Genomic DNA, 22,394 nt, shown 5'->3' on the forward strand with positions numbered 1-22,394 from the left:
TATACGAAACTTGTCCTTACGGTGCTACTATAACGTTTTCGGAAACGGTATTTAATAAAAATTTAATACAAATGTCTCGACATCTTACCTTGAAATGCAAAAAATGCGCGTTTTGATGCTATTTCTTCAGCTTTTTTCTTTGAAGTTGCTCTACCTTTAGAGACCACTTTATCGGCAATACTTAGTTTAACCGAAAAATGCTTTAATGCGTCTTTACCAGTGTCTTCGTAAACGTCATAATTGAAGGTTTTTTTCTCCTTCTGACACCATTCAATAAGAAGACTTTTATAGCTAATTACTTTGCCTTCGAGACGTTCTATATCGACATGTGGATCAATGATTCTATTGTAGATAAACCGTTCACAAATCTTATAACCTTTATCAAGATAGATTGCGCCTACTAGAGCTTCAAAAAGATTTCCGTGAATATTATTTCCGAAGTTGTTTTTAGGAATTCTACTATTAACTAAGTCAATGAGGTTGAGCTCTTTACCTAATTCATTAAGATGCTCTCTACTTACTACTTTAGAGCGCATTTTGGTAAGGTAACCTTCATCACCATGCGGAACCTGATTGTAAAGATATGATGCTATTACAGAACTTAACATTGCGTCGCCAACAAACTCTAATCGCTCGTAGTTGATTGGATTGCCTTTTTTGTCTCTAAGATTCATCGAACGATGCGTAAAGGCCTTAATGTAATAGTGTTTCTTTTTAGGTTTAAACCCAAGTATTTGTTGAAGTTCTAAAAAAAAATTCCCGTCTTTACCAGAACGGGAATTTTTTAATATGTTACGAATGAAACTCACTCGGGATTTAGTCTATTTTTTTGAATAATACACAAGCGTTATGACCGCCAAATCCAAATGTATTACTCATTGCTACTTTGATGTCTCGTTTCTGAGCTTTATTTAGCGTTAGATTTAATTCTGAATCTATGTTTTCATCAACTGTTTCATGGTTAATTGTAGGTGGAATAATACCATGCTCTAATGCCAGTATCGAAGCAATAGCTTCAATAGCACCAGCAGCTCCTAGCAAATGACCAGTCATAGATTTTGTAGAATTAATATTGATATTTTTAGCATGGCTGCCAAATACTTCAGATATAGCTTTAAGTTCGGCAACATCACCTAGTGGAGTTGATGTTCCGTGTGTATTAATATGATCTACATCTTCAGGATTTAAGCCTGCATTTTCTAAACAATTTTTCATCACCGCAACAACACCAATTCCATCAGGATGTGGTGCCGTCATATGATATGCGTCTGATGATAAACCTCCACCAACGACTTCAGCATATATTTTTGCGCCTCTTGCTTTTGCATGCTCATACTCTTCTAAGACAATAGCTCCTGCTCCTTCGCCCAATACAAAACCATCTCGATTTGCATCGAATGGTCTTGAAGCTGTTTCAGGACTATCATTTCGAGTACTCATTGCGTGCATTGCATTAAAACCACCCATACCAGCAATTGTAACTGCAGCCTCACTTCCTCCAGTAATTACAACATCACAATGTCCTAAACGAATATTGTTTAGAGCATCAATCATTGAATTTGCCGAGGAAGCACAAGCAGAAACTGTGGTATAGTTAGGTCCCATAAATCCGTGTTTAATGGAAATATTACCCGGTGCTATATCTGCAATCATTTTTGGAATAAAGAATGGGTTAAAACGTGGTGTGCCATCACCTTTAGCAAAGTTCAACACTTCTTCCTGAAATGTTTCTAAACCACCTATTCCGGCACCCCAAATAACACCAACTCTGTACTTGTTTAATGTATCAAGGTCAAGTTTTGCATCTGCAATAGCTTCATCAGAAGCCACCATTGCATATTGCGAAAACTTATCCATCTTACGCGCTAACTTTCTGTCAATAAAGTCAGTAACGTTGAAATCTTTTATTTCACAAGCAAATTGCGTTTTGAACTTCTCAGCATCAAAATGCGTTATAGTGGCAGCACCACTTTTTCCATTGACAAGACCATTCCAATAATCGTCTTTAGTATTGCCAATTGGAGTAAGTGCACCTAAACCAGTAACTACAACTCGCTTTAATTCCATAAAATTTTAATTCTTATTTTGCTTCTTCTATGTAAGAGATAGCTTGACCAACTGTTGCAATGTTTTCAGCTTGATCATCTGGAATTTGGATATCAAATTCTTTTTCGAACTCCATGATTAACTCTACTGTGTCTAATGAATCTGCTCCTAGATCGTTAGTGAAGCTAGCTTCAGTTACAACTTCGTTTTCATCAACACCTAATTTGTCCACGATAATCGCTTTTACTCTTGATGCAATGTCTGACATAATGTTTAGTTTTTAAGTTTTAATTAGACCGCAAAAATAAAAAACTTTATTTTAAAAAATACTTTTACCAATAAAATGTGGTCTTTACAGTAAAAATATAAACAAGTATTTAAAATATGAGCCTAATTGTAAATTATTATTCTTTTTTTTGTCTGAATATTACAAACTTGATAACTGTTTATGAAACGTATTGTAATTTTTGCGTCCGGCTCGGGAAGTAATGCTGAAAATTTGATAAGGTTTTTTCAAAACAGTGACCTTGGGTCTGTTACTCAAGTGTTGACCAACAATCCCCATGCCAAAGTATTAGATCGTTGCAAACGGCTCGATATCCCTGCGTTTTCGTTTAATCGCCAAGCGTTTTCAAAGTCTGAAAATGTCCTTAATCTTTTAAAAATAGCCCAACCAGACCTAATTGTACTGGCAGGTTTTTTGTGGAAATTTCCAGAGTTTATTTTAAAAGAATTTGAAAATAAAGTCATAAATATTCATCCTGCTTTACTACCAAAATATGGCGGGAAAGGCATGTATGGCATGCATGTACATAATGCAGTTGTGGAAAATAAAGAGTCTGAAACAGGTATAACTATACATTATGTAAATGAAAACTACGATGAAGGTGCTATAATTTTTCAGGCAAAATGTAGCATACTACCATCAGATTCTGCAGAAGATGTTGCGTCAAAAATTCACCAATTAGAGTTTGAGCATTTTCCAAAGGTGGTTGAAAAATTATTGGGCACCGAGGCTCTCGAAGTCCCTTTAAAATACTAAAATGGCTAGAGAACCTCAGCCACCAAATGAGACATGTCTAAAAAGAAAAAGAAATATTACACGGTTTGGAAAGGTCATCATACTGGGGTTTTTGAGACTTGGGATGACTGCAAAGCTCAAATAAAAGATTTTAAAGGCGCACAATACAAATCCTTTTCGTCTTTTGAAGCCGCTAAAAAGGCGCTTAAAGATGGTCCAAAAGATTACATTGGGAAATCAAAAACTTTTAAAAGTGAACTCTCAGAAGAACAACTCAAAAAAATAGGCCAACCAAATTACAACTCCATAGCGGTTGATGCAGCTTCTAGTGGTAATCCTGGTAAAATGGAGTATCGCGGTGTAGACACTAAAACAAAAAAACAATTATTTATTCAAGGGCCTTTTGATGAAGGTACAAATAATATTGGCGAATTTTTAGCAATAGTCCATGGCTTAGCATTGCTAAAACAACAAAATAGCAATCGTATTATATATACAGATTCCAAAACTGCAATGAGCTGGGTACGTAAAAAAAACTGTAATTCTAAGTTAGAACGTAATGAAAAAAATAAGCCTGTTTTTGACTTAGTCGATAGAGCTGTAACATGGCTTAAGAAAAATACTTATGCTACAACAATTGTAAAATGGGAAACTAAAGCATGGGGAGAAATACCTGCCGACTTTGGACGAAAATAAATTTAACACTCAAAAAATGTAATGAATTGCATCTTGAAACAACAAAAGCTGTAAATGTTTTAAGTTGCAATGAAAAAAATATTCATTTTAATAGCAGTTTTTTCAGTCTTCTCTAATGCCCAAACCGACTGGAAACTAAAAAAGGACTCCAACGAGATAAAAATTTTTACTAGGTCTTTATTAAACGAAAGCTTTGATGAATACAAAGCTGTGACTACTGTTAATGTTCCGATAAAAAAGGTGGTTGAAGAATTACTTACAGCTCCAGAATATTTTGATGAATGCAAATCTGGTATTAGCTATTATTTAAAGAAAAAAAGCGAAGACGAACATCTATTTTACGCCCGTAAAGACTTACCTTGGCCAGTAAAGGATAGAGATATTATAACACTTCTAACTGTTATTAAAATCAATGATTATAAATACAAATTAAAGCTAGAATCCTTACCAGATGCAATTCCTGAAAAGAACAAAACATTACGAGTAAAAAAACTTATGGGCTTTTGGCTTTTAGAAGAAAAAGACCGCAAGACTAAAATAACACAACAATTACTAGTTAACCCTGAAGGTTCATTACCAAAATTTGTTGTCAATAAACTACTAATAAAAGGACCTTTCAAAACATTTTCGGACTTAAGAGAAAAGTTTAGTGATACAACAGAACTCCTTTTAAGCAAATAAAGTATGAGTTTGTTATTAATCACATTATATTTGCACTGAAATTTCAAATTTAATCCATGGGTAAACTTGTGATTGTTGGTACTGTAGCGTTTGATGCTATTGAAACACCTTTTGGTAAAACCGACAAAATTTTAGGTGGTGCAGCTACATTCATAGGCCTTGCGGCTTCTCAATTTAAAGTTGATTCTACTGTAGTTTCTGTTGTTGGTGGTGATTTTCCTCAAGAGTATTTAGACTTATTAAGTGATCGTAATATTGATATCTCTGGAATAGAAATTGTAAAAGACGGTAAAACCTTCTTTTGGAGCGGTAAATATCACAACGATATGAATTCGCGAGATACCCTAGTAACAGAACTAAATACACTAGCAGATTTTAACCCAATTGTACCGGATACTTATAAAGATGCCGAAGTTGTGATGTTGGGTAATTTGCATCCATCTGTTCAGATGAGTGTTTTAAATCAAATGGATAAAAAACCAAAGCTAGTGGTTTTAGACACTATGAACTTTTGGATGGACAGCGCTTTGGACGAACTGCTTGAAACTATAAAACATATAGATGTTATTACTATTAATGATGAGGAAGCAAGACAACTTACTGGAGAATATTCTTTGGTTGTGGCTGCAAGAAAGATTCATGAAATGGGACCAAAGTATGTTGTTATCAAAAAAGGAGAGCATGGTGCATTGCTGTTTCATGACGATAATATTTTCTATGCTCCAGCTTTACCATTAGAAGAAGTCTTTGACCCAACAGGTGCAGGAGATACATTTGCTGGTGGGTTTTCAGGGTTTTTAGCAAGAACAAATAATTTCTCTTTTGAGAACATGAAACAAGCCGTCATTTACGGTTCGGCGTTAGCGTCGTTTTGTGTCGAAAAATTTGGCACGCAACGTATGGTAAATCTAAAAGCAGATGAAGTAAAGAAACGCCTGAAGCAGTTTCAAGATTTGACACAATTTGAAATAAAACTAACATAATCTATAACGCGCTCAAATTTGAGCGCGTTTTTGTTTTCATTAATTTGAAAATAAAACAACTAATAAACTCAAAATGAGTGACGCTTTAAAACATGAATGTGGTATAGCACTTATAAGGCTATTAAAACCTTTAGATTATTACAAAGAAAAATACGGTAGTGCATTTTATGGTGTAAATAAAATGTACCTCATGATGGAAAAACAGCATAATCGCGGACAAGATGGTGCTGGTTTTGCAAGTATTAAGTTAGATACAAACCCTGGTGAGCGCTATATAAGTCGTGTACGTTCTGTTGCTCAACAACCTATACAAGATATTTTTGCACAGATTAATGAGCGTATTAATACTGAATTAACTCAAAATCCAGAATATCAAAACGATGTATCGCTTCAAAAAAAGAACATTCCATACGTTGGTGAGTTGTTATTAGGGCATGTGCGTTATGGTACGTTTGGTAAAAATAGTGTTGAGAGTGTGCATCCGTTTTTAAGACAAAATAATTGGATGCATAGAAACCTTATTGTTGCTGGTAACTTTAATATGACCAATGTAAGCCAGCTATTTAATAATTTGGTGAAACTTGGGCAGCATCCAAAAGAAAAAGCAGACACCATTACCATAATGGAAAAAATTGGTCACTTTTTGGATGACGCCGTTTCTAAAATATATAAAGACCTGAAAAAAGAAGGCTTCAGTAAAGCAGAATGCTCTCCTATTATTGCTGAGCGTTTAAACATTGCTAAAATTCTGAAAAAAGCCTCAAGAGATTGGGATGGTGGTTATGCTATGGCTGGCCTATTAGGTCATGGAGATTCTTTTGTGCTTCGTGATCCTGCAGGTATTCGCCCGGCGTATTATTACAAAGATGACGAGGTTGTAGTTGTTGCTTCAGAGCGCCCTGTAATACAAACGGTTTTTAATGTTGCGTTTAATGATGTCATTGAGTTAATGCCAGGCCACGCAATAATTACAAAAAAGTCTGGCGAAACCAATATTAAAAAAATTATTGAGCCTTTAGAAAGAAAAGCTTGTTCTTTTGAGCGCATTTATTTTTCAAGAGGTAGTGATGCAGAAATATATCAAGAGCGTAAAGAATTAGGTAGATTACTAATGCCTAAAGTTCTTGAAGCTATTGATAATGATACTAGAAATACGGTTTTTTCATTTATACCTAATACTGCAGAAACTTCCTTTTTTGGAATGATAGATACTGTAGAGGAGTTTTTAAACCAGAGAAAGACTAAAGCTATCCTTAGTGGAAAGAGGTCCATTTCTGCAGAACAAGTGGAAGAGATTTTATCTGAAAGACCTCGAATAGAAAAAATAGCCATTAAGGATGTTAAGCTTAGGACATTTATTACCGAAGATAGTAGTAGAGACGATTTGGTGGCTCATGTATATGATGTTACTTATGGTGTTATAAAACCTTCGGATAACCTTGTTATTATAGACGACAGCATTGTCCGTGGCACCACATTAAAAAAGAGCATCATTAAAATGATGGATCGTCTTAACCCCAAAAAAATTGTCATAGTATCATCTGCACCACAAATACGATATCCTGATTGTTATGGCATTGATATGGCAAACCTTGAGAGTTTAGTCGCCTTTAGAGCAGCTTTAGCACTTTTAAAAGACCATAATAAATATGACATTGTAGAAGACGTATATAAAAAATGTAAGGCTCAGGTTAACTTAAAAGATAATGAGGTTAAAAATTTTGTAAAGAACATTTATGCCAATTTTTCTGATGAGGAAATTTCAGATAAGATTTCGGAATTGTTAAGTGATAAAGACGTTAAAGCAGAGGTGAAAATTATCTTTCAACCTGTGGCGAATTTACACAAAGCTTGTCCTAAAAATTTAGGCGATTGGTATTTTACTGGTAACTATCCAACTGTTGGAGGAAATAGAGTTGTAAATAGAGCTTTCATCAATTTTTATGAGGGAAATAAAGAAAGAGCTTATTAATATATTGTGAATTAGAACATTAGGCTTTTTTGTGTTTAATCCGATAAAACTGTATTTAATCTAATATTTGTCTGAGATTAACAATTAGAAAATTATATTAGTGTATACCATAACATAAGTAGGTTAAGTTCATGGTAGATTTGGGGCAAAAAAGGGCGATTTCTTATCGCCTTTTTTTATTGGACAAAACCCCAGCTATTTCTTCTATTAGTCCAAAATCCACACAAAATAAATCTCTTAAACTGATATTTGTGTGTTTCGTCTATGTTATTCTAGTAAATTACTCTGCTTGAGATATCTTTGATGTCACCATAACATAAGTAGGTTAAGTTTATGGTAGATTTGGGGCAAAAAGGGTGAACTTCTGTTTACCCTTTTTCATTTTTTAAAAAACAGAAAACCCAAACCTTTCGGTTTGGGTTTTTATAGTCTTTTTGAGGATGCTTTTTACTTTGCCTCAGCGTATCTTCTTTCTACTTCGTTCCAGTTTACCACATTAAAAAATGCACTAATATAATCTGGTCTTCTATTTTGGTAGTTAAGATAATAAGCATGTTCCCATACATCTAATCCTAATATAGGAGTGCCTCCACAACCAATGCCAGGCATCATAGGGTTGTCTTGGTTTGGCGTAGAGCATACCTCAACTTTTCCTCCTTTATGAACACATAACCATGCCCAACCAGAACCAAAGCGTGTTGCAGCAGCTTTACTAAAAGCTTCTATAAATGCTTCTTTAGACCCAAACTCCGCCTCAATAGCATCTCTTAATTCACCGGATAAATAACCTCTGTCTTCAGGGTTCATAACATCCCAAAATAACGAATGGTTATAAAAACCTCCACCGTTATTTCTAACTCCAGAATTAGACATGTCAAGGTTGGTTAAAATATCTTCAATAGATTTTCCATCTAAATCAGTGCCTTCAATAGCAGCGTTTAACTTGTTTGTATATCCGTTATGGTGCTTTGAATGATGAATCTCCATCGTTCTTGCATCAATATGAGGCTCAAGAGCATCGTAAGCGTATTTTAATTTTGGTAATTCAAAAGCCATAGTTTTTAAATTTTCTGTATTAATTATTAGATTTTAACAAATTTACGATTTTGACAAGTAGTATTTCTAAATTAAATATTAAGATTACCTATTTTGGTATAAAATTAATCTTTAGTTGAGTTCAACTTTTAAAATATATAATTCTTCTGCAGGCAGCGGTAAGACCTATGCACTGGCAAAATCTTACATAAAATTACTCATCAACGCCAAACGACCTGAGCATTTTAAAAAAATACTGGCTCTAACATTTACCAACAAAGCCGTTGGTGAAATGAAAGAGCGTATTATTAGTATGCTCAAGCTGTTTTCTTCAAAAAAGAATACGAATAATCCACATCCTATGTTCTTTGATATTTGCACCGAGCTAAATATTTCTGATGACGTTCTCCGAAAAAAATCCAAAACTGTTTTAAACGAAATTATACATAATTACGGGGCATTCGACATCTCAACTATAGACGGTTTTAAACACAGAATCATTAGAACATTTGCCTATGATTTAAAACTTCCTGTAAATTTTGAAGTAGAATTAGATGAAGATTACCTACTAACCAAAGCAATTGACGCCTTAATTTCAAAAACAGGAGAAGATAAAACCCTTACAAAAACACTAATCGATTTTGCAATAGAAAAGGCCGATGATGACAAAAGTTGGAATATTGCTTACGATTTTAAAAAAATTGGCACACTATTACTTAATGAAAACGATAAAACCCATCTCACAGGTTTTAAAGAAAAAACACTTAATGATTTCAGTAATCTTAAATCGAGGCTTGCTAAAAAAATAGAAGCTACCCAAGACCATATAATTGATGCAGCCTCGCTTGTTTTACAACTTTTAGAACAAGCAGGTTTAGAGTTTGATGATTTCAATCGTAAATCATTACCTAATTATTTTTTAAACCTAAAGCTTGGAAAGTTTAATGTAAAATTTGGCGCAGCTTGGCAAAACGATTTGTTAGAAGATTCTAAGTTATATCCAAACCGCGTAACGCAACATATAGCATCAGTGATAGATGAGCTTCAACCAGAACTCAAGGACGCTTTTGTTAAAACCAAGACACTAGTATTTAATTTAAAATTTAATAACGCTGTTTACAAGCATGTAACACCACTTTCGGTTTTAAACGAAATTCAAAAAGAACTCGACACATTAAAATTAGAAGAAAACAAGTTGCTTATATCAGAGTTTAACTCAATAATAAGTGATGAAATTAAAACTCAACCAACACCTTTTATATATGAACGCTTAGGTGAAAAGTATAAGCATTATTTTATTGATGAATTTCAAGACACTTCAAAAATGCAATGGCAAAACCTAATCCCATTAATAGATAATGCACTTTCATCTACTGATGGTGATCTCATGCTGGTCGGTGATGCAAAACAAGCTATATATAGTTGGCGCGGTGGAGATGCACAACAATTCATTAATTTATATGAAGACATTGAAAACCCTTTTCAAATTCAACCAGAAATAAATAACCTTACTACTAATTACAGAAGCACGCGCACGATCGTAGATTTCAATAATTCTTTCTTTGGCTTTATTTCTGAATCATTTTTTAATCAAAACTATTACAAGACTTTATATCTTGGTTCTAAGCAACAAGCCCATAATCTCAAAGATGGTTATGTCAATCTTTCGTTTTTAGACTTTACCACTAATGAAGAACGCTTTGAGCTTTATACAAAAAGAACATTAGATATTATTAGCTCATGCCTTGAGAATGGATATCAACCAAAAGACATCTGTGTTATAGTTAGAAAAAAGAAGGAAGGCATTGCTGTTTCAGACTATTTAACTGATAATGGAATGCGAGTGCTATCTTCCGAGACACTATTACTAATAAACTCTCCGAATGTATTATTGCTTAATTCAATATTAGAGTTACTAGTTAATCCTACTGACCAAAAATTAAAGCTAGAGTTGCTTAATAGCATTTCTAAACTTTATCCTATAAAAGACAAGCACGAGTTTTTTGCCAAATACATCAACCTCAATGTGAAACATTTTTTTAGTGAGTTAAATGAATTTGGAATAGAATTAAATTATAATCAACTGGTGCAGATGCCAATTTATGAAGTGGTTGAAAGTCTGGTTAGGTGTTTTGGTTTTTGTAAAACTTCAACTGATGCTTATGTACAATCATATCTCGACATTGTATTTGATTATGAAAACAAGTACAAATCAGATATACTAACGTTTTTAGAGTTTTTTGAATCAAAAAAAGACAAGCTTAGTATTGCCGTGCCTGGTGCAATTGATGCCGTTTCTGTAATGACCATACATAAGTCCAAGGGACTAGAGTTTCCAATTGTTATTTTTCCTTTTGCAGATTTAAATATTTACAGAGAAGTAGACCCAAAAGTATGGTTCCCATTAGATATCGAAAATTATGAAGGGTTTAATTCAACACTGGTAAATTATACAAATGACCTTGAGAATTATAGTACTATCGGGAAAGACATTCATGAAAAACACAAATCATCTTTAGAGCTTGAAAACATCAATTTACTCTACGTGACTTTAACCAGAGCAATTGAGCAACTATACATTATATCTAAAAAAGAAATAGATAAAAATGGCCGGATTAATGATAAAACCTATTCCGGATTATTTATAAAATACCTTTTATCTATAAAGAAATGGGCTGATGATAAAAACAATTACGAAATAGGTGTAATTCCGAAAAACAGTAATAAAGACAATAGATCTGAAAAAGAAAATCAATTTCAATTTATATCAAATTCAAAAGAATCTCACAATTTAAAAGTAATAACTAGGTCTGGATTATTATGGAATACTGACCAAGAAAGGGCAATTGAGCACGGAAATATAATTCACCTTTTAATGGCCATGATTAAAACTAAACATGATATAGATTTAGCAATTAATTCAATGGTTAAGTCTGGACAACTAAAAATGTCTCAAATTAACAGTTTTAAAAATACAATTATTGAAATAATTGAGCATCCTAAATTAGCTGAATACTTTGAAACTGATTATGAGATTTTAAATGAAAAAAGTATCCTAACAAACACCGGTGATTTTTTAAGACCAGATAGGGTTGCTATTAAAAATAATAAAGCAACACTTATAGACTACAAAACAGGTAAAGCTTATCCCAAATATCACAAGCAGTTAAACGCCTATGCAAATGCCTTAAAAAACATGGGATATCAAATTGAAAAAAAACTATTAATCTATATGAACACTCAGCTCATAATTGAAGAAGTAAAATAGTATCTTTGGGTAACTAAAAAAATTATAAATGTACGGTGCAATAAAAGAACATCTCAGTAAAGAAATTGAAAACATAAAAGAGGCTGGTTTATTTAAAACAGAACGTATTATTGCTTCTGCTCAAGGTCCAGAAATTACTCTTGATAATGGTCAGAAAGTATTAAACTTTTGTGCTAATAATTACTTAGGCTTATCATCACATCCTGAAGTCATAAAAGCTGCCCAAAACACTATGGATACTCATGGTTTTGGAATGTCTTCGGTAAGATTTATTTGCGGAACTCAAGATATTCATAAACAACTTGAGCAGAAGATTGCTGAGTTTTATGGTACAGAAGACACAATATTATATGCTGCAGCATTTGACGCAAATGGTGGTGTTTTTGAACCCTTATTAGGCAAAGAAGACGCAATTATTTCCGATTCGCTAAATCATGCTTCAATCATTGATGGCGTTAGATTATGTAAAGCCTCCAGATACCGTTACCAGAATAATGATATGGCAGACCTCGAAGCCAAACTTATTGAAGCTAATGCTAATAATGCTCGCCATAAGCTTATAGTAACAGATGGTGTGTTCTCTATGGATGGATTAGTGGCGCCATTAGACGAAATTTGCGATTTAGCAGATACATACGATGCAATGGTCATGATTGACGAGTGCCATGCTACAGGATTTATTGGTGATAATGGTATCGGAACACTTGAAGCCAAAGGCGTTCTTGGCCGTATCGATATTATTACTGGTACGCTTGGTAAAGCATTGGGCGGAGCTATGGGCGGCTACACAACTGCAAAAAAAGAAATTATCGAAATTTTGAGGCAACGGTCAAGGCCATACCTGTTCTCTAATTCATTAGCCCCTGCCATTGTTGGTGCTTCATTAAAGGTTTTTGAGCTTTTGTCTAAAGATAATTCGTTAAGGGATAAGCTCGAATGGAATGTTAACTACTTTAAAACAGGTTTGAAAAATGCAGGTTTTGATATTATTGACGGTGATTCAGCTATCGTGCCTGTTATGCTTTATGATGCTAAACTATCTCAAACAATGGCAAATATGCTTTTAGAGAAAGATATTTATGTTATTGGGTTTTTCTTTCCTGTAGTCCCTAAAGAAAAAGCCAGAATACGAGTTCAGCTTTCTGCGGCACACGAAAAAGAACATTTAGACAAAGCTATAGAAGCTTTTGTTAACGTCGGAAAACAATTAGAAATAATATAAATTTCTTAGAATCTCTTTATTTAAAGGCGTTATATCAATATTTTTATATATTTGTCTTTGTTAATAATATTTAACAACTTACATTTGCTAACAATTAACACTTAAAATTAAATTATTTAGAATATGAAAAATCTTAGCAGATTATTATTTGTAGCTGTGCTTCTAGCGAGCTTTAGCACTGCTAATGCTCAGGATAAGAATAATCCATGGGCTTTTGGTCTCGGAATAAACGCAGTTGATTTCTGGCCAGTTGGCGAGTCTCTTCCTCAAGGTGAATTCTTAGATGAATTTGCTAATGTTACAGATCACTATAATGTAATTCCGTTTTTATCAAGGATTACTATTTCGAGATATTTAGATGACGGGTTCACTTTTACAGTGGCTGGGAGTCTTAACAGAATAAACAAAATAGGAGAAGTTCCAGTACCAGGAGGTTTTGGAGCAACTCAGGTAAATCGTGCACCAGATTTAACATATTTTGCTGTTGATGGAACTGTATCTTACAGCTTCATGGACTTAATAGGTTCTAATACTATTGACCCATATTTAGGTGTTGGTGGTGGTTACACATGGCTTGATGATGTTGGAGCAGGTACTTTAAATGGTACACTTGGTCTTGACTACTGGGTTTCAGATAAGGTAGCTTTAAATCTACAAACATCATACAAACACTCTTTTGAAGACCAATTACTTACGCATTTCCAACATGCTTTTGGTGTTAAATTTAAGTTTGGTGGATCTGATACTGATGGTGATGGTATTTACGATCACGAAGATGCTTGCCCAGAAGAAGCTGGTTTAGCTGCATTTAATGGTTGTCCAGATTCTGATAACGATGGCATTGAAGATTCTAAAGATGACTGTCCTAACGAAGCTGGTTTAGCTGAATTTAACGGTTGTCCTGATGCTGATGGTGATGGCATCGTTGACGGTAAAGATGATTGTCCAACTGTTGCAGGTCTTAAAGCTTTAAATGGTTGTCCTGATGCAGATAACGATGGTATTAAAGATTCTGATGATAACTGTCCTAACGAAGCTGGTCCTTCTGCAAATAATGGATGTCCATGGCCTGATACAGATGGTGATGGTGTTTTAGATAAAGACGATAAATGTCCTAATGTAGCAGGAACTGTAGCAAACGATGGTTGTCCTGAGATCACTGAACAAGAAAAAGATCAGTTAAACGAATATGCTAAAACAATCTTATTTGATACAGGTAAGTCTTCTATCAAAGATGAATCTAAACAAGTTTTAGCTGATATTATTGCTATTTTAAATAAGTATCCAGATGCGAAGTTTACTGTTGAAGGACATACTGACAGTGTTGGTTCTGCAAAGAGAAACATGTCATTGTCTGAAGCTAGAGCTTCTTCTGTGAAAGATTACTTAGTTGCTAATGGAGTTGATCAATTCAGATTATCATCTAAAGGTTATGGTGAAGATAAGCCAATAGCAGATAATAAAACTAGATCTGGTAGAAAGCAAAACAGAAGAGTTGAAATTAATTTAGCCAACTAATAAACTGTTTTTAAACTAAAATAATTACCAAAGAACGCTTCGATTCATTCGAAGCGTTTTTTTATTATATATTTAGCGCTATCAATCTTTGTTTCAAAAACTTACAGTAAAAATTATGAAAAAGCTATTAAAAATAATTTTTATGTATGTATTGTTATTTAGTTACAATACTGCGATATCACAAGACCAAGACAATCCTTGGGCCATTAGCCTAGGTATAAATGCTGTCGATTATTGGCCTGTTGGTCAACCAGATCCTCAAGGCGATCTTTTCGATGAGTTTTTCAATGTTAACGACCATTGGAATATTTTTCCTTTTATATCTAGAATTGAAATTTCTCGAAGTTTTGGGCGTAATTTGTCATTTTCAGTAATTGGTTCTTTAAATCGAATTGATAAATTTGGTGACTTACGTACTGGTCCTAATGGGAGTTTACAAACTAATAGAGTACCTGATTTAACCTATTATGGTATAGACGGAGCAATAAATTATAGTTTTACAAATTCTGGTAAAATAGAACCCTTCATCAGTGGTGGCGGTGGTTATACTTGGCTTGACAAAATTGGTTCAGGAACTTTAAATGGATCTATTGGAGTAAAATATTGGTTTGCTCCTAAATTTGCTTTCCAGCTCCAAAGCACATATAAGCACGTTTTTGAGGTCTATGGCTTTAGACATTTTCAACATTCAGTATCTATCTCTCACAAGTTTGGTGGAGATAAAGACACAGATAGAGATGGTATCCCTGATGAAGAAGATAATTGCCCTGATACGCCTGGTTTATATGCATTTAATGGTTGCCCTGATACTGATAATGATGGCGTCGCTGACCCAGATGATGCTTGCCCTAAAGTAAAGGGTTTAGAGGCTTTTAATGGTTGTCCAGATTCTGATAATGATGGTGTAGAAGATAAAAGCGATAGATGCCCTGATGTTCCAGGGTTGACAACTCTTTTTGGTTGCCCTGATAGTGATGGAGATAACATTACTGATTCTAGAGATAAGTGCCCAAATGTTTCTGGACCCAATGAAAATAATGGTTGCCCATGGCCTGATGCTGATGGTGATGGCACTATTGACAGATATGATAAGTGTCCAAATACTAAGGGGCTAGTTGAAAACAACGGATGTCCTAAGTTAAGTGAGCAAGACAAGACATTAATAAATGATTATGCTAAAACCCTACTTTTTTCACCAGGAAGATCAGAAATTAAAGACGAGTCGAAACTTGTGTTGTTAGATATTCTTAGGCTTTTAAATACGAATCCAAATGCCAAATTCAATATCATTGGGCACACCGATAGTATTGGAGACAGTAAATTTAATCAGCAACTCTCTGAAGAAAGAGCATCTGCAGTACGAGATTATTTAATTTTAAGCGGAATTGATAGATCAAGACTATCATCTGCTGGTTATGGAGAAGATAAGCCAATAGCAGATAATAGAACACCTGATGGAAGAAAACAAAACAGGCGTGTAGAAATTATTCTCGTAAATTAAGCCTTATTTTATTTAATAAGATATACTTTTAAAACACTTTGGATTTCCAAAGTGTTTTTTATTTTTAGCAATGCCTATTTTCATAAACGATGTTCTAAATGATTTAAAGTCTAAAGACTTAGACTTTTCACAGTTAGTATTTATACTTCCAAGTAAAAGAGCAGGCGTTTTTTTAAGGAGTGAGCTCCATAAATATATTAACAAAACTTCTTTTGCTCCAGATATCATTAGCATAGAAGATTTTGTTCAGTATTTATCTCAATTAACCCAAATTAGTGGTGTAGAGCTTTTGTTTAAGTTTTATGAAGTCTATAAAGTTGAAACCAATCCAGCCCAATTAGAACCCTTCGAAAGTTTTTCAAAATGGGCAAATATAGTGCTTCAAGATTTTAACGAAATTGATCGCTACTTAATACCTACTAACAATATATTTGATTATCTATCTGCTGTTCAAGAGTTAAATCACTGGTCATTTCAAGAAGAACAAACAGAGTTAACCAAAAAATTTCTTGATTTTTGGAAAAACCTCAAAGAATATTACAATAAGCTAAGTGAGCATCTGCTGATAGACGATTTTGCCTATCAAGGTTTAATATATAGAGAAGCAATAGAGCATTTAGAGTCTTATATTCAAAACACGACTAAGATTCACGTTTTTCTTGGTTTTAATGCGCTAAACAAATCTGAAGAACATATCATCCAAGAGCTTCTTCAAAATAATTTAGGGCTAATTTATTGGAATATTGACACCTCTTTTATTAATAACCCCATCCATAGTGCTGGTTTTTTTACAAGCCAATACAAATCCAATTGGCGCTATTTTGAACAAAATAATTTTAATTGGATTGTAGATAATTATGCAACTAAGAAATCCATAAACATAGTTGGTTGTCCCAAAGCTATCGGGCAAAGTAAATATGTAGGTCATCTAATACATACGCTTATACAAGACTCTAAAAGCTTAAATAATACAGCTATAGTCTTAGGAGATGAACTTCTATTAACTCCTATATTAAATTCTTTACCCAAAACTGTTGGCCCTATAAATGTTACAATGGGTCTAAAACTAAGCAGCGTTCCGTTAGCATCGTTATTCGATGATTTATTCAGAATACATAAGCTTCCTTCAAGTAGATTTTACTATAAAGATGTCATTAAGATATTATCGCATCAAATGCTTAATTATGTGCTAAAGTCAAGAACCGCCATCATACAAGCACTACACAAAAACAACATCACATATCTTACTAAAGATAACTTATTAGAGTTTTCTGAAGATACTGACACAGTATTATTAAACTTACTTTTTAGTAATTGGGGAGAATCTATATCTAAAAGTATCGATACCTGCTTAAAATTGATTTATACAATTAAAGAAGGTATTGGAGACACATTCAAACCTCTTGAGCTCGAATATCTATACCGCTTTAATGTTTTGTTTAATGAGATATCCAATCTTAATACGAAATATAAATATATCTCAAGCATCTCAACTTTACATAGTATATACAAAGAACTTTTAAGTACTGAAACACTAGATTTTCAAGGAGAGCCTTTAGATGGTTTGCAAATTATGGGTATGCTTGAGTCAAGAGTTCTAGATTTTGAAACAGTTATTATTACTTCTGTAAATGAAGGTATCTTACCTAGTGGTAAAACAAACAATTCCTTTATTCCTTTTGATATAAAAATTGAAAATAATCTTCCTACATACAAAGAAAAAGATGCGGTTTATACCTATCACTTTTATAGTCTAATTCAAAGAGCAAAAAACGTTTACCTTATTTATAACACAGAAGTGGATGCACTAAAAGGTGGTGAAAAAAGTCGGTTTATTACTCAACTCGAAGTTGAAGGGATTCACAACCTTAATCATCAAGTAGTGTCTCCCAATATCCCAAAAACAAAAAAACAACTTACAGTAATTCAAAAAAGTTCTGAGGTCTTAGAAAAACTCAAAGAGTTTTCAGAAAAGGGGTTTTCGCCTTCATCCTTAACGAATTATATGAGAAACCCCGTAGATTTTTACTTTGAAAAGATTCTTGGTGTTAAAAACCCTGAGGAAGTTGAAGAAACTGTCGCTGCTAATACTTTAGGAACAATTATACATCATACTCTGGAAGATTTCTATAAGCCATTAGAAGGTGAGATTTTAAAAATTGATGATCTCAATAAAATGAAATCTTCCATCCATAAAAGCGTTACCCAAAATTTTAAAATAGAGTTTAAAAAAGGTGATTTCACAAAAGGTAAAAACCTTATAATCTTTGAAATTGCTAAACGCTATATTTCAAACTTCATAAATTCTGAAATTGAAGCTCTTAAAGCAGGTAATGAAATAAAAATTTTGGCAATTGAAGCCGAAGAAACTACTCCTATTACTATTGAAGGCTTAAATTTTAATGTTAATCTTACAGGAAAAATCGACCGCATTGATGAGTTTAATGGCATCACCAGAATAATAGATTATAAATCTGGGAAAGTAGAACAAAACAAGGTTGAAGTTGTGGAATGGGATGATTTAATAACCGATTATAATAAATACAGTAAATCCTTTCAAGTGTTATGCTACACCTATATGCTGCAAAAACAAAATAAAGTACAGCTCCCGGTTGAGGCCGGAATTATTTCCTTTAAAAATCTAAAGCAAGGATTTTTAAAATTTGGTAAAAAAGAAACTGCTACAAGTAGATCTAAAAACCAAATAATTACAGAAGATATATTACATGCCTTTGAAACTCAACTAAAAACCCTAATAACCGAAATTTGCAATTCTGATATAGATTTTATTGAAAAAGAAATAGACTAATGCTTATTGAAAAGAATATCATTTTAGAACGTACAAACAAAAAACCAATATTAATTGATGTGTTTTCAACCCAAAACGGTAATCATCGTCCTATTGTGGTTTTTTGCCATGGTTATAAAGGGTTTAAAGATTGGGGTGCATGGAATCTAATGGCGAAAACCATAGCTGAAGCTGGCTTCTGCTTTATAAAGTTTAATTTCTCGCATAATGGTGGTACAGTAGACAATCCGATTGATTTTCCAGATTTAGAGGCTTTTGGTAACAACAACTATACTAAAGAGCTAGATGACTTAAACGATGTTATTAATTGGGTTCAAAGTACTTTTGAAGATGACACAAATGTAGATGAAACCAATATTAATTTACTTGGTCATAGTCGTGGTGGTGGAATTACAATCTTAAAAGCATCCGAAGATTCTAGAGTTAAAAAGCTAATTACCTTAGCTAGTGTTTGCGATTTTGGGAAAAGAACTGCGACTATTGGCGATTTAAAAACTTGGAAAGAAAGTGGAGTCAAGTACGTTCTTAATGGTAGAACAAAGCAGCAAATGCCGCATTATTACCAATTCTACGAAGATTTTAAAGCAAATGAAGCCCGATTACATATAGAATCTGCTGAAAAGCGATTAAAAATCCCGCATTTAATCATACATGGAGACAACGATACTTCTGTTTTAATAGATGAAGCATATGCCTTAAACAAATGGAACCCTGTAAGCCAATTAGAAATTATAAAAAACGCTGACCACGTGTTTAATGTAAAACAGCCTTGGGAAAAAGATACACTTTCACCTGAGCTTCAGATTGTCACAAAATCAGTAATCGATTTTTTTGTCTTGAAAAATCCTTGAATAAAATATAAACTGTAAATAGTGGAGCATATCGGAGTCGAACCGATGACCTCTACGCTGCCAGCGTAGCGCTCTAGCCAGCTGAGCTAATGCCCCATTATTTTAATCCGCTTAATACCAGTACTGGTGTTTCAGTACTATGGAAGTCTCTTTTTAAAATTACATCATCTTCCCAAAGTTTAGAGAAAAACCCTCTTTGTCGTCTTACAACACAAAGCATATCTGGGTAATTAGATTGATGATGCTGTAAAACGGCCTGAAACGTAGTTGGGCTTTCGGCTTCAGTGATGTTAGTTATTATGGTGTCTAGTTCATCATTAACCGCAAAGTCGCCTTCTTCATAGGATGTTGTCTTTACTAATAACAGGTTTACAATAGCTTTAAATTGGTCCTTAATAGCTGTCAAAGGCTTTAAAGCACCTTCTTTATTTATCACTGCAGATTTTGTAGCCATCAAAATCTTAACAATTGGTTTATAGTGGTAGCCCTCAGGTACAATTAATGCTGGTATTTGTGTTCGCTTTACAATCTTTCCAGATGTTTTACCCAAATAAACCTCATCTTTTATAGAGTTGGTTCTTGGCTCAAGGATTACTAAATCAATATTTAAATCTTCCGCGACTTTTTCGATGGTGTCAACTAGTTTTCCTTTAAAAGTTCTTGTAATAACTTCTACATCTTTCGTGTCAATAGACGATACGTGAGATTCTAAAAAGGTTTTGGACTCTCGTTCTATAATATGATCTACTTTAATCATGGTTCCTGCTTTGGTATAAACGTTATATATTTGAACCACATATAACTTAGCGCCAAATGCTTTAGCAAAATCTACAGCAAATTGTAAGTGAGATTTTGCATTTTTTGATGACCCAACAGGAACTAAAATATTTTTCATGATAGTCTTATTTAAACCACAAAAGTACACATTCTAAATGATTCGGAAAGCTATAAAAGAAGATGTAGATGCAATATTAAATATGACAAAAGCTTGCGCTAAAGCCATGATTGCTAATGGTATTTTTCAATGGAATGACTATTATCCTTCTCGAGCGGCTTTTGAAAATGACATTAAACGAGATGAACTTTATGTACTAGAATTAAATAATATAGTCAAAGGCACGATTGTTATTTCTACGTACATGGATGATGAATATATTCCTATAACATGGCTTACAGATAACGAAAACAACATTTACATACATCGTTTAGCAATTCACCCAGAATTGCAAGGGCAGGGTTATGCGCGGCAATTCATGAATTTTGCTGAACAATATGCCATAGATAATAACTATACCTCGATTAGATTAGATACCTTTTCGCAGAACAAAAGAAACCAAAAGTTTTACGAACTTCGTGGCTATAAAAAGTTAGGCGATATTTTCTTTCCAAAACAAAGTGAATATCCTTTTCACTGTTACGAATTGGTACTTTGAGTTCAAAAATAACCCTTAAACAAATAAATAAATTAGCAATACCGGCACTAATCTCTGGTGTTTCTGAACCTATATTATCTTTAACTGATGCAGCGATCATTGGCAATATGGATCTTAATGCCACCGAGTCTCTTGCAGCTGTTGGTATTGTAACGACATTTTTGTCTATGCTTATTTGGGTTTTAGGGCAAACACGTAGTGCAATTTCATCTATTGTATCACAATATTTAGGAGCCGACAAATTAGAAGCAGTAAAAAATCTCCCTGCTCAAGCTATTTTTTTAATAACAAGTTTAAGTATTCTCATCATACTGTTTACATACCCATTTGCAAACCAAATATTTAAACTTTATAATGCTTCGGATTTAATATTAGATTACAGTGTTGATTACTATAAAATAAGAGTGTTTGGATTTCCTTTTACTCTATTTACAATTGCGGTTTTTGGGACCTTTAGAGGGTTACAAAACACCTATTATCCAATGTTAATTGCAATTTCAGGAGCCGTGATCAATATCATTCTAGATGTGGTCTTGGTGTATGGAATTGAAGGTATAGTCCCTGCAATGCATATTAGTGGTGCGGCTTATGCAAGTGTTGCGGCCCAGCTAGTTATGGGTGGCTTATCTGCTTATTATTTGCTTAAGAAAACAGATATCTCGTTACGTTTAAAGCTGCCTTTCAATCCTGAAATTGAGCGATTTATTCTCATGATTTTGAATTTATTTGTGCGAACCATTGCTTTGAATGTAGCCTTATATTTTGGAACAAGCTTCGCTACAAAATATGGCGCAACATACATTGCAGCATACACAATTGGGATTAACTTATGGTTTTTAGGAGCATTCCTTATTGATGGTTATGCAAGCGCCGGAAATATTTTATCTGGAAAACTTTTAGGTGCAAAAGATTATAAGACTCTACTAGACCTTAGCTCTAAGCTTATTAAATATGGTATTGTTATAGGAATGATATTAGCGTTAACTGGGGCTTTACTTTACGACCCTATTGGACGCCTTTTTACTAATGATGAGTTAGTGCTTAAAGAATTTTACAAAGTCTTTTGGATAGTACTAGCCATGCAACCCTTATGTGCTTTAGCCTTTATTTTTGATGGCGTTTTTAAAGGTATGGGTAGAATGAAATATTTAAGAAATGTATTATTGTTTTCAACCCTATTAGTCTTCATCCCAATTTTATACCTGTGTGATTATAACAATCTTAAGCTCTATGGTATTTTTATAGCCTTTACCTTTTGGATTATTGCACGTGGCATTCCATTAATTATAAAATTCAGAAAAATTGTTACGTTACCAGTACAAAACACTTAAATTTGATTGATAATCAATATTAAAGAG

At 33.6% G+C, this 22,394-nt stretch carries 18 protein-coding genes and 1 tRNA gene; 13 read left to right on the forward strand and 6 right to left on the reverse strand.

Translation table 11 applies throughout. The annotated features are described in order from the left end of the window. Positions 1-62: 62 nt before the first annotated feature. The 3 genes from rnc to ED556_RS02435 are packed head-to-tail and all read right to left on the reverse strand — an operon-like array spanning position 63 to position 2,314. Positions 63-809, reverse strand: coding sequence for a ribonuclease III (gene rnc / locus ED556_RS02425; RefSeq protein ID WP_296318960.1), 747 nt, complete (start codon positions 807-809; stop codon positions 63-65). Positions 810-816: 7 nt separating this feature from the next. Then, complete coding sequence (gene fabF / locus ED556_RS02430; protein WP_296318961.1) at positions 817-2,067, reverse strand: beta-ketoacyl-ACP synthase II; 1,251 nt, start codon at positions 2,065-2,067, stop codon at positions 817-819. A gap of 13 nt (positions 2,068-2,080) precedes the next feature. Beyond that, a complete protein-coding gene (locus ED556_RS02435) occupies positions 2,081-2,314 on the reverse strand; it encodes an acyl carrier protein (protein ID WP_008269813.1) in 234 nt (77 codons plus the stop codon). Positions 2,315-2,494: 180 nt separating this feature from the next. Between ED556_RS02435 and purN the strand changes: the two genes are divergently transcribed. From purN to ED556_RS02460, 5 genes are all read left to right on the forward strand, one after another. Continuing rightward, entirely contained in the window at positions 2,495-3,088 is a 594-nt protein-coding gene (gene purN, locus ED556_RS02440) for a phosphoribosylglycinamide formyltransferase (RefSeq protein WP_296318964.1), read from the forward strand. Positions 3,089-3,121: 33 nt separating this feature from the next. Continuing rightward, positions 3,122-3,763: a ribonuclease H family protein gene (locus tag ED556_RS02445; protein WP_296318966.1), complete on the forward strand. Its 642-nt coding sequence runs from the start codon at positions 3,122-3,124 to the stop codon at positions 3,761-3,763. A gap of 69 nt (positions 3,764-3,832) precedes the next feature. Then, positions 3,833-4,444, forward strand: a complete 612-nt coding sequence (locus ED556_RS02450; protein ID WP_296318968.1) for an START domain-containing protein — start codon at positions 3,833-3,835, stop codon at positions 4,442-4,444. Between the two features lie 56 nt (positions 4,445-4,500). Then, entirely contained in the window at positions 4,501-5,427 is a 927-nt protein-coding gene (locus ED556_RS02455) for a PfkB family carbohydrate kinase (RefSeq protein WP_296318971.1), read from the forward strand. A 73-nt stretch (positions 5,428-5,500) separates the two neighbouring features. Further along, complete coding sequence (locus ED556_RS02460) at positions 5,501-7,399, forward strand: amidophosphoribosyltransferase (RefSeq protein WP_296318972.1); 1,899 nt, start codon at positions 5,501-5,503, stop codon at positions 7,397-7,399. 447 nt (positions 7,400-7,846) lie between these two features. Here the strand turns inward: ED556_RS02460 and ED556_RS02465 are convergent, their stop codons facing one another. Then, complete coding sequence (locus tag ED556_RS02465; RefSeq protein ID WP_296318974.1) at positions 7,847-8,455, reverse strand: superoxide dismutase; 609 nt, start codon at positions 8,453-8,455, stop codon at positions 7,847-7,849. Between the two features lie 115 nt (positions 8,456-8,570). On the opposite strand from ED556_RS02465, the gene ED556_RS02470 reads away from it, so the two are divergent. The 6 genes from ED556_RS02470 (at position 8,571) to ED556_RS02495 (ending at position 19,603) form a co-directional block, all read left to right on the forward strand. Next, positions 8,571-11,702: an exodeoxyribonuclease V subunit beta gene (locus ED556_RS02470; protein ID WP_296318977.1), complete on the forward strand. Its 3,132-nt coding sequence runs from the start codon at positions 8,571-8,573 to the stop codon at positions 11,700-11,702. Positions 11,703-11,730: 28 nt separating this feature from the next. Beyond that, entirely contained in the window at positions 11,731-12,924 is a 1,194-nt protein-coding gene (gene kbl / locus ED556_RS02475; RefSeq protein WP_296318979.1) for a glycine C-acetyltransferase, read from the forward strand. A gap of 123 nt (positions 12,925-13,047) precedes the next feature. Then, positions 13,048-14,442 (forward strand): OmpA family protein, encoded by a 1,395-nt coding sequence (locus ED556_RS02480; RefSeq protein ID WP_296318981.1) that lies wholly within the window; start codon positions 13,048-13,050, stop codon positions 14,440-14,442. A 115-nt stretch (positions 14,443-14,557) separates the two neighbouring features. Beyond that, a complete protein-coding gene (locus ED556_RS02485) occupies positions 14,558-15,943 on the forward strand; it encodes an OmpA family protein (RefSeq protein ID WP_296318983.1) in 1,386 nt (461 codons plus the stop codon). A gap of 70 nt (positions 15,944-16,013) precedes the next feature. Beyond that, positions 16,014-18,752: a PD-(D/E)XK nuclease family protein gene (locus tag ED556_RS02490; protein ID WP_296318984.1), complete on the forward strand. Its 2,739-nt coding sequence runs from the start codon at positions 16,014-16,016 to the stop codon at positions 18,750-18,752. Next, positions 18,752-19,603: an alpha/beta fold hydrolase gene (locus ED556_RS02495; protein WP_296318986.1), complete on the forward strand. Its 852-nt coding sequence runs from the start codon at positions 18,752-18,754 to the stop codon at positions 19,601-19,603. Before ED556_RS02490 ends, ED556_RS02495 begins: the two co-directional genes overlap by 1 nt. 22 nt (positions 19,604-19,625) lie before the next feature. Here the strand turns inward: ED556_RS02495 and ED556_RS02500 are convergent. Together ED556_RS02500 and ED556_RS02505 are read right to left on the reverse strand one after the other, a co-directional pair. Continuing rightward, positions 19,626-19,699, reverse strand: a tRNA-Ala gene (locus ED556_RS02500). 1 nt (position 19,700) lies between these two features. Continuing rightward, positions 19,701-20,498 (reverse strand): universal stress protein, encoded by a 798-nt coding sequence (locus ED556_RS02505; RefSeq protein WP_296318989.1) that lies wholly within the window; start codon positions 20,496-20,498, stop codon positions 19,701-19,703. A gap of 37 nt (positions 20,499-20,535) precedes the next feature. Here ED556_RS02505 and ED556_RS02510 point away from each other — a divergent pair, with 37 nt between their 5' ends. After that, on the forward strand, positions 20,536-21,036 hold the full coding sequence (locus ED556_RS02510; RefSeq protein ID WP_296318991.1) for a GNAT family N-acetyltransferase: 501 nt from the start codon (positions 20,536-20,538) through the stop codon (positions 21,034-21,036). Next, on the forward strand, positions 21,033-22,367 hold the full coding sequence (locus tag ED556_RS02515; protein ID WP_296318994.1) for an MATE family efflux transporter: 1,335 nt from the start codon (positions 21,033-21,035) through the stop codon (positions 22,365-22,367). The genes ED556_RS02510 and ED556_RS02515 overlap by 4 nt, the downstream gene beginning before the upstream one ends. The last annotated feature ends 27 nt before the right edge of the window (positions 22,368-22,394 follow it).

It is taken from the genome of Winogradskyella sp. (assembly GCF_003712105.1).
GTDB lineage: Bacteria > Bacteroidota > Bacteroidia > Flavobacteriales > Flavobacteriaceae > Winogradskyella.